Raw genomic sequence first — 12299 nt, 5'->3', positions numbered from 1 at the left:
TTGCGTCGCGTGATGCTCGTCATGCGCGTTCCTGTGGTGCCCCCTGTCGAGTTTCGGGTTGGGGGGACGATGGAGCGTTCGGTGAGTACGGGAGACGACGGCAGCTTCCTGCTTGCGGTCGATCGCGCGCTGGGGCGCGTGGAGAACCTCTTCAACGACATTGGCGGGCTTTTCATCTTCGCCCTGATGTGGCTGACGATGGCCGAGGTGCTGGGCCGCCGCCTGTTCAACAGTCCGGTGCCGGGCGCCATCGACTATATCGAGGTCGGCATGGTCGTGTTCGCCTTCATGGGCGCGGCCTTCTGCCAGCGCCAGGGCGGTCATGTGCGCATGGACCTCGTGGTGGCCAACCTCAAGGGACGCCTGCTGTGGGTCGTCGAATCCGTCGCCGTGCTGGTGGCGGTCGTCTACGTGGGCATCATCGTCTGGGCGAGCGCCCAGGATGCCTGGCGCTCGTATTCCCTGGGCGACGAGACGCTCGACGCCCATGTCGCGGTGTGGCCCTCCAAGCTGGTCGTGCCGATCGCGCTGGCGCTGCTGGAACTCCGCCTGCTGGTCAACCTGTGGGGCTATCTGCGGCTGGTCGTGTTGCCGGACGCGCCGCCCTGGGCGGTACCGGTGGTGAAGCATGTCGAGGACGTCGCGCAGGACCAGATCCGCGAAGTCCTGGGCAGGATCGACGGCGGCTCCGGCCCCGCCAACGGCCGCTGAGGGCCCGCCATGGATCCCCTGACAGCCGGCTTCTTCGCCTGCGGCGGCGTCATCCTTCTCACCCTGCTCGGCGTGCGCATCGCCTTCGCCGCCGGCATCACCGGCGTGCTCGGCCTGATCGCGGTGCGCGGCTGGGCGCCCGGCACCGGCCTCTCGGGCCTGCTGGCCTATTCCGAGTCGACGCACTACACGCTGTCGGTCCTGCCGATGTTCATCCTCATCGGCTATCTCGCCTTCCACGCCGGCCTGACCCAGGGCGCGTTCTACGCCGCGCGCTGCTGGCTGGGCCGGCTGCCCGGCGGCCTCGCGGTGGCGACGGTGTTCGCGGCGGCGGGCTTCGGCGCGGTGTCCGGCGCCAGCACGGCCTCGGCGGCGGTGTTCTCCCGCGTCGCCATCCCCGAGATGCTGCGCTACGGCTACGACAAGCGGCTGGCCGCCGCGACGGTCGCCGCCGGCGGCACGCTGGCGTCGCTGATCCCGCCCAGCGCCATCCTGGTGATCTACGGCATCATCGTCGAGCAGTCGGTCGGCGCGCTCCTGCTGGCGGGTTTCATTCCCGGCGCCATCTCCGCGGTAAACTACGCGCTGATCATCATCTTCTGGTGCAAGATCGACCCCAAGCTCGCGACGCCGATGCCGGCCGTCGACTTCCGCGAGAAGATGCGCTCGCTCGGCCAGACATGGGGCATCCTCGCCGTCATCGGCATCATCCTGGGCGGACTCTATACCGGCTGGATGACGCCGACCGAGGTGGGCGGCGCCGGTGCCTTCATCATGTTCGTGCTGGCCCTGGCGCACCGCACGAAGCTGGCCGCGATCTGGGAGGCGATCCGCGAGACCTCGAAGCTCACCGTGATGATCTTCACGATCATCTGGAGCATCCTCATCCTGGTCCGCTTCCTCGGCTTCACCGGCGTTCCGACGACCGTCTCGGAATGGATCGGCGGCCTGCACGTGCCGCGCCTGGCCATCCTGCTGATGATCCTCGGCCTGTACTTCGTGCTCGGCATGTTCCTCGACGGGATCGGCATGCTGTTGCTGACCCTGCCCGTCGTTTTCCCGATCATCCTCAAGCTCGGCTACGACCCGATCTGGTTCGGCATCGTCATCGTCAAGATGGTCGAGATCGGCCTGGTGACGCCGCCGGTCGGCCTGAACTGCTTCGTGGTCAACGGCGTGAGACCGGACATTCCGCTCACCACGGTGTTCGCCGGCATCTGGCCGTTCGTCGTCGCCGACTGCCTGACCATCGCCCTGCTGATCGCCTTTCCCGAGATCGCGACGTTCCTGCCCGAGAGCATGTCTCCCGGATGACGACCACGACAAGACCGGAAAACAGGAGGAAACCATGGCATTGATCAAGAGGAGGATGGCGGCCATCGCCGCGGCCGCGCTGCTGCTCGCGCCCGCGGCGAACGCCCAGGAGAAGGTCGTGTGGGACATCGCGATCTACGGGCCGCCACGCGAGGTCACCGCGCCGATCGAGTTCCTCGCCAAGTACCTCGACGAAAAGACCGGCGGCAAGTTCACGCTGAAGCTGCACTACGGCGAATCGATCGCGCCGGCCAAGTCGGTCCTCGATTCGCTCAAGATCGAGGCGATCCACGGCGGCCTGGTGGCCTTCGGCTACACGCCGGGCAAGACGCCGCTGCACCTGGCGCTCGACCTGCCGTACCTGCCGATCCCCAACCTCGACGCCTACGAGAAGGTCCAGACCGCCTTCTACAACTGGGAGCCTGCCAAGAAGGAGCTGGCGCGCTTCAACGGCGTGGCGCTGTACGCCGCGCTGCTGCCGCCGTACGAGTTCATGGGCACGGGCAAGGCGCCCAAGACCCTCGATGACTGGAAGGGCATGCGCGTGCGCGCCCTGGGGCCCGGTGGCGACGCCATGCGCACGATCGGCGCGGTGCCGACCTCGGTGCCGGCGCCGGAGGTCTATACCGCGCTGGAACGCGGCACCTTCCAGGCGGCGTCGTTCCCGTTCTCCTATGCCTTCGCCGCCTACAAGCTCTACGAAGTGTCGAAGTGGTACACGATGGGCATGAACTTCGGCATCGTGAACAATGCCTGGGTGTTCTCGCAGTCGGCCTACGCCAAGCTGCCGGCGCCGTACAAGAAGCTCATGGACGACGCCAGGCCCGAATTCTACCGCGTCGCCAAGGAGGTCTACCGCAAGGCCGACGAGCGCAACATCCCGCTGTTCGACAAGACGCTGGAGCGCATCACCTTCACGCCCGAGACGCTGCAGCCGTTCATCGACAAGGCCGGCAAGCCGGTCTGGGAAAAGTGGGTGGCCGACGGCAAGGCCAAGGGCCTGCCCGCGCAGCAGGCGCTCGAGTTCGTCCTCAAGGAGGCGAAGGCGGCGCAGAGCAAGACGAACTGAGCGTTCGTAGCAAGCATCGGCCGGCGGCACTGGGACCGCCGGCCATTCCCGACGAGCGGCGCCGGCGGCTCAGACCGGCGGCGGGATCTTGGCGGCCTTGATGACCTTGCGCCAACGCACCGTCTCGGCCGCGAGGCGCTGTGTATAGGCGTCCGCCGTCCCGCCGGTCGGCACGAAACCGAGCCCCGTCAGGCGGGTCCGCACCGTCTCGTCCTTGAGCGCGGCGTTGATGGCGGTATTCCAGGCGGCAATGACGTCGGCCGGCGTTCCGGCGGTCGTGGCGACGCCGAAATAGACGGCGGCCTCCAGCTCGGGGACGCCGAGCTCGCGGGCCGTCGGCACGCTCGACACGTTGGCCACCCGTTGCGGCGCGCCGCAGATCAGGCCGCGCATGGTGCCGGCGTTGATCTGGCCGTCGACCGGCGTCGTCACGTCGACGAAGGCCGGGACATGGCCGGCCACGGCGTCGCGTAGCGCCTCGGCGGCGGCCTTGTAGGGAATGTGCTGCAGCTTGCCGCCGGTGCGGGTGGCGATCAGCTCGCCCCACAGATGGGGCAGGCCGCCGCTCGACGAGGTCGAGTAGTGGACCGGCCCGGGCTGCGCCTTCACCCAGTCGATGAACTCCGCGAAGGTCTTGGCGGGATTGTTCGCGTTCACCGCCAGCACGCACGGGATGTCGGCGAGCTGGCTCACCGCCGCCAGGTCCTTCTGCGGCTCGACCTGCAGCGGCACGTCGAACGCCGGCAGGAGCGCCGCGGTCGTCGTCATCACCAGCAGGCTGTTGCCGTCGGGCTTGCTCTTGGCGACGTTCAGCATGCCCACCATGGTGCCGCCGCCCGGCCGGTTCTCGACGACGATGGTGCGGCCGAGGTCGCTCGCCATCCGCTCGGCGAGCACCCGGCCCGCCGTGTCGGTCGACCCGCCCGGACCGTAGGGAACGACGAGCCGGACGGGCTGGGCCGACTGGGCCCGGACCACGGCCGGCATCGCCAGGCTGGCGATCGAGCCGGCGACGACGGCGCGACGATTGATCATGAACGCTTCCTCTTGGTTGAAGGCGGCCAACCTACAGCGCCGCCGGAAGAAGCGGGAAGGGCCGGCCAGGGTCGCCACATCGCCAGCCGAACGGGCGCCTTCATTTCGGCGTCAGGATCGGGCGGTCCACCTATCCATGGGATGAGCGACTTGACATGAGATAATCGTCTCATTAAACGGCCTGCATCTCATTCGAGGAGACTCATCATGGCGCTCAGCCGGCAGGACATGGACCGCAGGATGGACGAGCACTTCCACTTCGAGGCGACCGACGACGTCGAGGGCGTGCTCGGCACGCTGTCGGCCGACGTCGATCACGACATCGTCGGCTGGCCGACCGGTCCGACCCGCGGGCGCCCGGCGGCGCGCGGCTTCTACGAGACGCTGTTCGCCGACCTGGCGGATGGCAGGATCGATTGCACCCGGCGGCTGTACGGCCCGGACTTCCTGGTCGACGAATCGGTGTGGTCGGGCCGCGCGGTCGGCCGTCCCTTCGGGCTGGAGGGCGCCAACCGTCCGCTGTCGTTCCGGCTCCTGCACGTCGTCGAGTTCGCGGAATCCGGCGAGATCCGCCGGGAGAATGTCTGGCTGGACCTCGCCTCGATCCTCCAGCAGCTCGCGCCGCCTTCGTCCGCCGCCTGATGGCCCGGCCGGTGGGGCGCGCCAACCAGAAGAGGCGCACGCGGAAGGACCTGCTCCACGCCGCGTCCGAGCTGATGAAGCAGGGCCGGCGGCCCACCGTCGACGAGGTCGCGGAAGCGGCGCTGGTGTCGCGCGCCACCGCCTACCGCTATTTCCCCAGCACCGAGACGCTGCTGGCCGAGGCTGCGCTGGACGTCGTGACGCCCGATGCCGCGACGCTGTTCGAAGGCAGCCCGTCGACCGACCCGGTGGCACGGCTGGAGAAGGTCGACGCGGCGCTGCAGGAGATGATCTCGGCCAACGAGCCCGGTCTGCGGTTGATGCTGGCCAATGCCCTGCAGCGTGCGGCGCGCGGCGAGGTCGAGGGCGGCACGCCGCTGCGTCAGAACCGGCGCACGCCATTGATCGAGGCGGCGCTCGAGCCGGCGCGCCGGCAATTCAAGCCGGCCTCCGTCGACCTGCTGGCCAAGGCGCTGGCGCTGGTGGTCGGAACGGAGGCGATGGTCGTGTTCAAGGACGTGCTGCAGCTCGACGATGGCGAGGCGCGGCGGGTGAAGCGCTGGGCGATCCGCGCGCTGGTCGAGGCGGCCCGCCGCTGACCGGCCGGGGCGCCGCGGGCCGCGCCATCAGCACGACATAAATCGGCTATAAGCGGGGGACGATGAGAGAGAAGCTCAGCGAATCCCGCCTCGCCGACATCATCGACCAGGCGCGCGGCAAGGCGCCGGCCGACGTCGTGGTCAAGTCCGTGGGCATCCTCGACCTCACTTCCGGCGAGGTGGCGACGGGGGACATCGCGATCGCCGGCGATCGCATCGTGGGCACGCACGAGACCTATCACGGCGCCCTGGAGATCGACGGGCGCGGCCTGGTCGCCGTGCCTGGCTTCATCGACAGCCACGTCCATTGCGAATCGACCCTGGTGTCGCCGCTCGAGTTCGACCGCTGCGTCGTGCCGCGCGGAACGACGACGGCCATCTGCGATCCCCACGAGATCTGCAACGTGCTGGGCATCACGGGGCTGAAGTACTTCCTCGACTGCGCCGCCGTCACGGTCATGGACCTGCGCGTGCAGCTCTCGTCGTGCGTGCCGGCCACCCATCTCGAGACGTCGGGCGCGACGCTCGAGGCCGCCGACCTGCTGCCGTTCAAGCACCACCCCAAGGTGCTGGGCCTCGCGGAGTTCATGAACGTGCCGGGCGTGCTGGCCAAGGATCCCGGCGTGCTGGCCAAGCTCGCCGCCTTCTCCGACGTTCAGATCGACGGCCATTCGCCGCTGCTCTCCTCCTACGACCTCAACGCCTACATCGCCGCCGGCGTGCGCAACTGCCACGAGACGACCTCGGCAGCCGAGGCGCGCGAGAAGCTCGCCAAGGGGATGCAGATCCTGGTGCGCGAGGGCACGGTGTCCAAGGACCTGGCCGCCCTGGCCGAGCTGATCACGACCGAGCGTGCGCCGTTCCTGTCGCTCTGCACCGACGATCGCAATCCGCTCGACATTGCCGAGGAAGGCCATGTCGACCACCTGATCCGCGCCGCGATCGGCCGGGGCGTGCGGCCGCTCGACGTCTATCGGGCGGCGACCTGGTCGGCGGCGCGGCACTTCGGTCTGGTCGACCGCGGCCTCGTGGCGCCCGGCCAGCGTGCCGATCTCGTGCTGCTCGAGGACCTCGCGACCTGCCGGGTCCACTCCGTCATCTGCCGCGGCACGCCGGTGACGCCCGACCGTTTCCGGGCGCGGCCCGACGTGCCGCTGGTCGGCCCCGATTCGGTGAAGCGCGCGCCGGTGAGCGCCGCCACGTTCCGCATGCCGGCGGTCGGTGGTCCCGTCGCCTCGCCGGTGATCGGCATCCGGCCCGGGCAGATCCTGACCGACCGGCGGGAGTTCGAGCTCGCCGTCCGCGACGGCGCCGTCGTGGCCGACCTCGGGCGCGATCTCCTCAAGGTGGCGGTCCTCGAGCGCCACGGCCGCCACGGCGGCGTCGGCCTGGGCTTCGTCACCGGCTTCGGCATCACGCGCGGCGCCATCGCCTCGTCGATCGGCCACGACAGCCACAATATCTGTGTCATCGGCTGCAACGACGCGGACATGGCGACCGCCGTCAACCGGCTGATCGCCCTGCGGGGCGGCTTCGTCGCGGCCGTCGACGGGAACGTGACGGCCGAACTCGCCCTGCCGATCGCCGGCCTGATGAGCGACCGCCCCTTCGAGGAGGTCGAGCAGGGGCTGCGCCGCCTGCGCGCGGCCGTCGCCGCCATGGGCACGCCGCTTCACGAGCCCTTCCTGCAGATGGCCTTCCTCGCCCTGCCGGTGATCCCGCATCTCAGGATCACCGACCGCGGCCTGGTCGACGTCGACCGCTTCGCGCTGGTCTGACGGGAGCTCAACGTCGAGACAAGACGAAGGTAACGATCGGCGCCTGCGCGGTACGTCACGTCGAGGAATGCGATTATCGCAAGCCGCTCTAAAGCTCGATGACTCCGTCTTGCTGGGGGCACGCCACTCCGAGCGTGTGAAGTTATCGCAGCGGCGTGCGTCGGGAGCGAAAGAATGCGTTCCTCATGCTCCTCTCCCCCTCACGGGGGTGGCGCGTCTTTGGAGCGCGGACCTCCAGGTCCGCATCATGATCATGAGCGGACCTGGAGGTCCGCGCTCCGGCGGAGTGGCGCGCCCCCGGCAAGGGGGCGACCCATGTCATGACCGCTCTAACCGGCCATCCAGCCGCCGTCGACCATCAGGTTCTCGCCGGTGATGAAGGTCGCCTCGTCGGAGGCGAGGAACAGCACGGCGTTGGCGACGTCCTCGGAGCGGCCGAGTCGCGGCAGCGGCGTGCGGGCATGGCTGTAGTCGATCCAGCGCGGCTCGATGGCGCGGCCGGTCTTGCCGGTCAGGATCTTGCCCGGCGCGACGGCGTTGCAGACGATGTTCTCCTTGGCATAGTCGACGGCGACCTGGCGCGTCAGGTAGACGACGCCGGCCTTGGTCGTTCCGTAGGCGACCGCCTCCGGCGCGGCGATCATGCCGTGCTGGGACGAGATGTTGACGATGCGCCCGCGCACTTCGTTGCGGATTTCCTGGCCCTGCATGCGACGGACCGCGGCGCGGCACATCAGGAAGACGCCGGTCAGGTTGACCTCGATGCTGCGGTTCCATTCGTCGAGGCTGGTGTCGGCGAGCTTGCCGCCGATATTGTAGACGGCGTCGTTGACGACGATGTCCAGCCGGCCGGTCGGGGCGGCGGCGCGCCGGACCGCCTCCGCGGCGTCGGCCTCGCTCGACACGTCGCCCTGGAAGAACGGAACGCCGAGCTCGCGATGGGTCGGCTCGCCGCCCTCGCGCACCGTTTCCGTGACGTCCATCAGCAGCAGGATGGCGCCTTCCTCCGCGAACCTGCGGGCGATGGCGCGGCCGATGCCGGAGGAGGCGCCCGTGATCAGGGCGGTCTTGCCAGCCAGACGCTTCATCGCTTCTCCCTCACTGTCCTGCCCGCGGGCTGGGGCGAGGCAAGGATCGTGCCTCAGCCGCGGTTCACGCTCGCTCCGCCGTCGACCGGCAGGGTGACGCCGGTGATGAAGTTGGCCTCGTCCGATGCCAGGAACAGCGCGGCATTGGCGACGTCCCAGCCGGTGCCCATCTTGCCGCGCAGCGGGACCTTGGAATCGCGCTCCGCCTCGACCGTGGCGCGCGGCTTGTTGAACTCGCGCGCCCGCGTGTCGACCGCCATCGGCGTGTTCATCAGGCCGGGCAGGATGACGTTGGCGCGGATGCCATACTTGGCGTTCTGGTAGGCGAGCTGCTCGGTGAACGACACCATCGCCGACTTGGTCGCCTTGTAGGCGACATAGGGATAGGTGGTGATCACGGCCATCGAGGAGATGTTGACGATGGCGCCGCTCTTCTGCTCGCGCATGATCGGGATCACCGCCTTGCAGGCGAGGATGCAGCTCTTGAGATTGATCGCGACGCAGCGGTCGAAGTTTTCCTCGGTGATGTCGAGCAGCTCGGCGTCACCGCCGGAGATCGAGACGCCGACATTGTTGTGCAGGATGTCGACGCGGCCCCAGCGCTTCACGGCGTCGGCGACGAAGGCCTTGATGTCGGACTCCTTCGTCACGTCGGCCTCGAAGGGGGCGGCGGTGCCCTGGCCCTTCTCGATCATGTCGACCGTCTCCTCGGCGCTGCCGAGATTGTAGTCGACGCACAGGACCCTGGCGCCCTCGCGGGCGAAGGTGAGGGCGGTGGCGCGGCCATTGCCGACGCCCTCGCCGGGGCTCTGCCCGGCACCGACGACGATGGCGACCTTGTCCTTGAGGCGCATGGCGTTTCCTCCTCAGCTCACGCCCGGAATGGGGTACTGCTGCAGCACTTCCTTGTAGTAGGGCTCGTTGTCGATCTTCATGGTGGCGAGCACGCGCACCACGGCGCAGTAGAAGGCGATGGTGAGCACGAGGTCGGTCATGTGCTCGTTGCTGAGATGCTGCTTGATCTCGGCGAAGGTCGCCTCCGACATGCCGATGTCGCGCACCATCTCGCGGGCGCCCTTGAGGATCGCCTTGGCGAGCGGCTCCAGGCTGGAGGGCTTGCCCTCGGTCTCGGCGAACAGGCCCTTGATGTCCTCGTCGGTGACGCCAAACTCCTTGCCGATCTTGACGTGATGGGTGAACTCGTACTCCGAGCGCTCCATCCAGCCGACCTGCAGGATGGCGAGCTCGCGCAGGCGCGGATCGAGCTTGCTCTTGTGGCGGATGAAGTTGCCCATGCCGTTGAACGCCTTCGCCATGTCGGGCGAGTTGACCAGCAGCTTGTGCAGGTTGGTGTTGCGCTTCAGCATGTCGCGATACTCGGGCGCGACCTGGTCGGGCTCGAGATAGGGCAGGCGGGCCATTCTTTGCGTTCTCCTCTTTGCTGGGGGCGCGCCACTCCAGTGGCGCGTCTTCTCTTGATTCTTGATCGCGCCACTGGAGTGGCGCGTCCCCGGCTAGTGACCTTCGGAGTCGCGCGCCGGGCCTTGCAGGGTGACGCCGCCGTCGACCACCAGCACGTGGCCGGTGATGTAGCGGGCGTGGTTGGACAGCAGGAAGCGCACGGCATGGCCGATGTCCCAGCCGGTGCCCTCGATCTTCAGGACCGAGGCGCCGGCGCGCTGGGCGCGCGCGGCCTCGCTCATGCCGTTGCCGCGGTTGACCATCGGCGTGTACATCGGGCCGGGGCAGATGCAGTTGACCCGGATATGGTCGCGACCATGGTCGACCGCCATCGCCTGGGTAAGCCCGATCACCGCGGCCTTGGAAGCGGTGTAGGTCGTGAGGCCGCGCGGCCGCAGCGCCGAGATCGACGAGATGTTGACGATCGACCCGCCCTTGGCGGTCTTGATCATCGCCGGGATGGCGTGCTTGGACAGCAGGAACATCGTCTCGACGTTGACCTGCATGACGCGGCGGAACTCCTCGGGCTTCTCCTCGACGACGCTGCCGCGGCTGCCGATGCCGATATTGTTGTCGAGGAAGTCGAGGCGCCCCCAGTGGTCGACCGCGGCGTCGACCAGGCGCTTGCATTCGGCCTCCTTGGTCATGTCGCCGGCGTGGCTGACCGCGGTGCCGCCTTCCGCCTTGATCATCGAGACCGTGCGGTCGGCGAGCGCGAGGTCGAGGTCGGCCACCACGACCTTGGTACCGGCCCGCGCCAGCAGGATGGCCGCGGCGCGGCCGTTGCCGATACCGTCGCCGGCGGCACCGCCGCCCGAAACGATGGCGACCTTGCCGGCCAGGCCGGCGTCGTCTTCTGGTCCCTTCATTTTCGTCCCCCCCTCTAGGGCAGTCCCGCGCCCGGCACGTCCACGCGCACCGTCTCGATGCGGCCGACGGGCTCGGCGTTCGCCGTCCCGCCGACACTGTTTGTGACCACGAACAAGGTCCGGCGGTCGGCCCCGCCCAGCATGCAGGCGTAGGCGCCGCGCGGCGCGAGGTCGGCGCTGTGGGTGATCTCGCCGCCTTCGCGGACCCGCAGCACGCGGCGGCCGCGCGGATCGGCGACCCAGATCGCCCCCTCGGCGTCGAGGCAGATGCCGTCCGGGCTGCAGCCTTCGAGGGCGGCCCAGGTGCGGCGGTTGGACAGGCTGCCGTCGGCCGCCACGTCGAAGGCGGTCAGGCGATGGCCGAAGGTCTCGGCCACGACCAGCGTGGCGCCATCGGGGGTGATCGCCGTGCCGTTGGGGAACATCAGCCCGTCGGCCGCGCGATGCACCGACCCGTCGGGATCGACGCGGATCAGGCAGGTCGTGCGCGGCTCGGCGCGAGCCTCGAAATCGTAGCCGAAGTTCCCGACATAGGCGCGGCCGCTTGCGTCGACCGCCATGTCGTTGCACTTGCCGCCGGCCAGAGCACCGAGCTCGGCCTCGACCGAGAGGGCGCCGCCGGCGAAGCGCATCAGGCGGCGCTCGGCCATGCTGACGATCAGCATCGTGCCGTCGGGCCGCCAGCCCAGTCCCGATGGCGCATCCTGCATCTCGACGACGATCTCGGTCCGGCCCGTCTCGTCGACCGTCCGGACGTGCCGGAAGCGGAAGTCGGAGAACCACAGCCTGCCGTCGCGCCAGCGCGGACCCTCGCCGAAGCCAAGCCCGTCGAGCAGGGGCGTGAGCCTCACGCCCCAGCGTCCCAGTCGATGGCGAAGGCGTCGCCCTGCGGGCGGATGTAGCCGGCATTGGTGCCGCCGAAATGGGCCGGGCAGAGCAGGGCTCCGCTCTCGGCGCAGTCCTCGAGCAGCTTGCGGCGCGAGCGTGCCGACAGGTCCTGGTCCCAGCAGAACTGGCTCGACCAGTCGGGATGATAGACCTGGATCGGGTGATGCATGATGTCGCCCGAGAAGGTGGCCCGGCGGCCGCCGTCGCTGAGGTTGATGGCGATCGAGCCGGGCGTGTGGCCGGGATAGTCCCTGATGGTGAGCATCGGGTCGGGCTGGTGGTCGCTGTCGATCATCACCGCCTTGCCGGCCTCGACGACGGGCAGCACCGAATCGTCGAACGAGCCGCCGTTCACGCTGGCGGCATCCTGTGTCTTGCGCTCGTTCTCCCAGTGCGCGTACTCGCGCTTGCCGAACAGGTAGCGGGCGTTGGGGAAGGTCGGCACCCAGCGTCCGTTCTCGAGCTTCGTGTTCCAGCCGACATGGTCGACGTGCAGGTGCGTGCACATCACGAAGTCGACTGATTCGGGCGGGCAGCCGCAGGCTCTCAGGCGATCGAGGAAGGGCGTATCGAGATTGTTCCAGCCGGGGTTGGCGCGCTGCTTGTGGTTGCCGAGGCAGGTGTCGATCAGGATCGTGTGGCGAGGCGTCCGGACGATCCAGCTGTGGATGCTCATCACGAGCTGGTCCTTCTCGCCCGCGACGTGATCCGGCTTCATCCAGCCCTTCTGGGCATCGAAGGCCTGCTGATCGAAGCGCGGGAACATCCGCCGGGCGGCGAAGCCCGGCCCGTTGATCTCCTCGACCTTGTCGATCGTCGCGTCGCCGATCCTGCGCATGCTTCCC

13 protein-coding genes are annotated in these 12299 nt (G+C 68.8%); 6 read left to right on the top strand and 7 right to left on the bottom strand.

Annotated elements, in window-relative coordinates; genetic code table 11:
- Positions 1 to 81 precede the first annotated feature (81 nt).
- The 3 genes from ACO073_RS27015 to dctP are packed head-to-tail and all read left to right on the top strand — an operon-like array spanning position 82 to position 3094.
- Complete coding sequence (locus ACO073_RS27015) at positions 82 to 711, top strand: TRAP transporter small permease subunit (protein WP_422001951.1); 630 nt, start codon at positions 82 to 84, stop codon at positions 709 to 711.
- Between the two features lie 9 nt (positions 712 to 720).
- Complete coding sequence (locus tag ACO073_RS27010) at positions 721 to 2025, top strand: TRAP transporter large permease (RefSeq protein ID WP_422001949.1); 1305 nt, start codon at positions 721 to 723, stop codon at positions 2023 to 2025.
- Positions 2026 to 2059: 34 nt separating this feature from the next.
- Positions 2060 to 3094, top strand: coding sequence for a TRAP transporter substrate-binding protein DctP (dctP, locus tag ACO073_RS27005; RefSeq protein WP_422001947.1), 1035 nt, complete (start codon positions 2060 to 2062; stop codon positions 3092 to 3094).
- A 69-nt stretch (positions 3095 to 3163) separates the two neighbouring features.
- Here dctP and ACO073_RS27000 read toward each other — a convergent pair whose 3' ends face one another.
- Positions 3164 to 4129: a Bug family tripartite tricarboxylate transporter substrate binding protein gene (locus ACO073_RS27000; protein WP_422001945.1), complete on the bottom strand. Its 966-nt coding sequence runs from the start codon at positions 4127 to 4129 to the stop codon at positions 3164 to 3166.
- Positions 4130 to 4336: 207 nt separating this feature from the next.
- On the opposite strand from ACO073_RS27000, the gene ACO073_RS26995 reads away from it, so the two are divergent.
- From ACO073_RS26995 to ade, 3 genes are all read left to right on the top strand, one after another.
- The gene (locus ACO073_RS26995; RefSeq protein WP_422001943.1) at positions 4337 to 4771 is read left to right on the top strand and encodes an ester cyclase; all 435 of its coding nucleotides are present in this window, start codon (positions 4337 to 4339) and stop codon (positions 4769 to 4771) included.
- Positions 4771 to 5370 (top strand): TetR/AcrR family transcriptional regulator, encoded by a 600-nt coding sequence (locus ACO073_RS26990; protein WP_422001941.1) that lies wholly within the window; start codon positions 4771 to 4773, stop codon positions 5368 to 5370. Before ACO073_RS26995 ends, ACO073_RS26990 begins: the two co-directional genes overlap by 1 nt.
- 62 nt (positions 5371 to 5432) lie before the next feature.
- A complete protein-coding gene (gene ade / locus ACO073_RS26985; RefSeq protein ID WP_422001939.1) occupies positions 5433 to 7148 on the top strand; it encodes an adenine deaminase in 1716 nt (571 codons plus the stop codon).
- A gap of 329 nt (positions 7149 to 7477) precedes the next feature.
- Here ade and ACO073_RS26980 read toward each other — a convergent pair whose 3' ends face one another.
- The 6 genes from ACO073_RS26980 to ACO073_RS26955 form a co-directional block, all read right to left on the bottom strand.
- Positions 7478 to 8236 carry an SDR family NAD(P)-dependent oxidoreductase gene (locus ACO073_RS26980; protein WP_422001937.1) on the bottom strand — a complete coding sequence of 253 codons (759 nt, stop codon included), beginning with the start codon at positions 8234 to 8236 and terminating at the stop codon, positions 7478 to 7480.
- A 53-nt stretch (positions 8237 to 8289) separates the two neighbouring features.
- A complete protein-coding gene (locus ACO073_RS26975; protein ID WP_422001935.1) occupies positions 8290 to 9090 on the bottom strand; it encodes an SDR family NAD(P)-dependent oxidoreductase in 801 nt (266 codons plus the stop codon).
- 12 nt (positions 9091 to 9102) lie between these two features.
- Complete coding sequence (locus tag ACO073_RS26970) at positions 9103 to 9657, bottom strand: carboxymuconolactone decarboxylase family protein (RefSeq protein ID WP_422001933.1); 555 nt, start codon at positions 9655 to 9657, stop codon at positions 9103 to 9105.
- A gap of 93 nt (positions 9658 to 9750) precedes the next feature.
- Positions 9751 to 10566 (bottom strand): SDR family NAD(P)-dependent oxidoreductase, encoded by an 816-nt coding sequence (locus tag ACO073_RS26965; RefSeq protein WP_422001931.1) that lies wholly within the window; start codon positions 10564 to 10566, stop codon positions 9751 to 9753.
- Positions 10567 to 10580: 14 nt separating this feature from the next.
- Positions 10581 to 11417, bottom strand: a complete 837-nt coding sequence (locus ACO073_RS26960) for an SMP-30/gluconolactonase/LRE family protein (RefSeq protein WP_422001929.1) — start codon at positions 11415 to 11417, stop codon at positions 10581 to 10583.
- Positions 11414 to 12292: an MBL fold metallo-hydrolase gene (locus tag ACO073_RS26955; protein WP_422001927.1), complete on the bottom strand. Its 879-nt coding sequence runs from the start codon at positions 12290 to 12292 to the stop codon at positions 11414 to 11416. Before ACO073_RS26955 ends, ACO073_RS26960 begins: the two co-directional genes overlap by 4 nt.
- Positions 12293 to 12299 lie beyond the last annotated feature (7 nt).

The sequence above is a fragment of the Reyranella sp. genome (assembly GCF_965229815.1).
In the GTDB taxonomy this organism is placed as follows: Bacteria; Pseudomonadota; Alphaproteobacteria; order Reyranellales; family Reyranellaceae; genus Reyranella.
The sequence above is the reverse complement of the archived record's forward strand: the minus strand, read 5'-3'. Positions and strand labels throughout refer to the sequence as shown.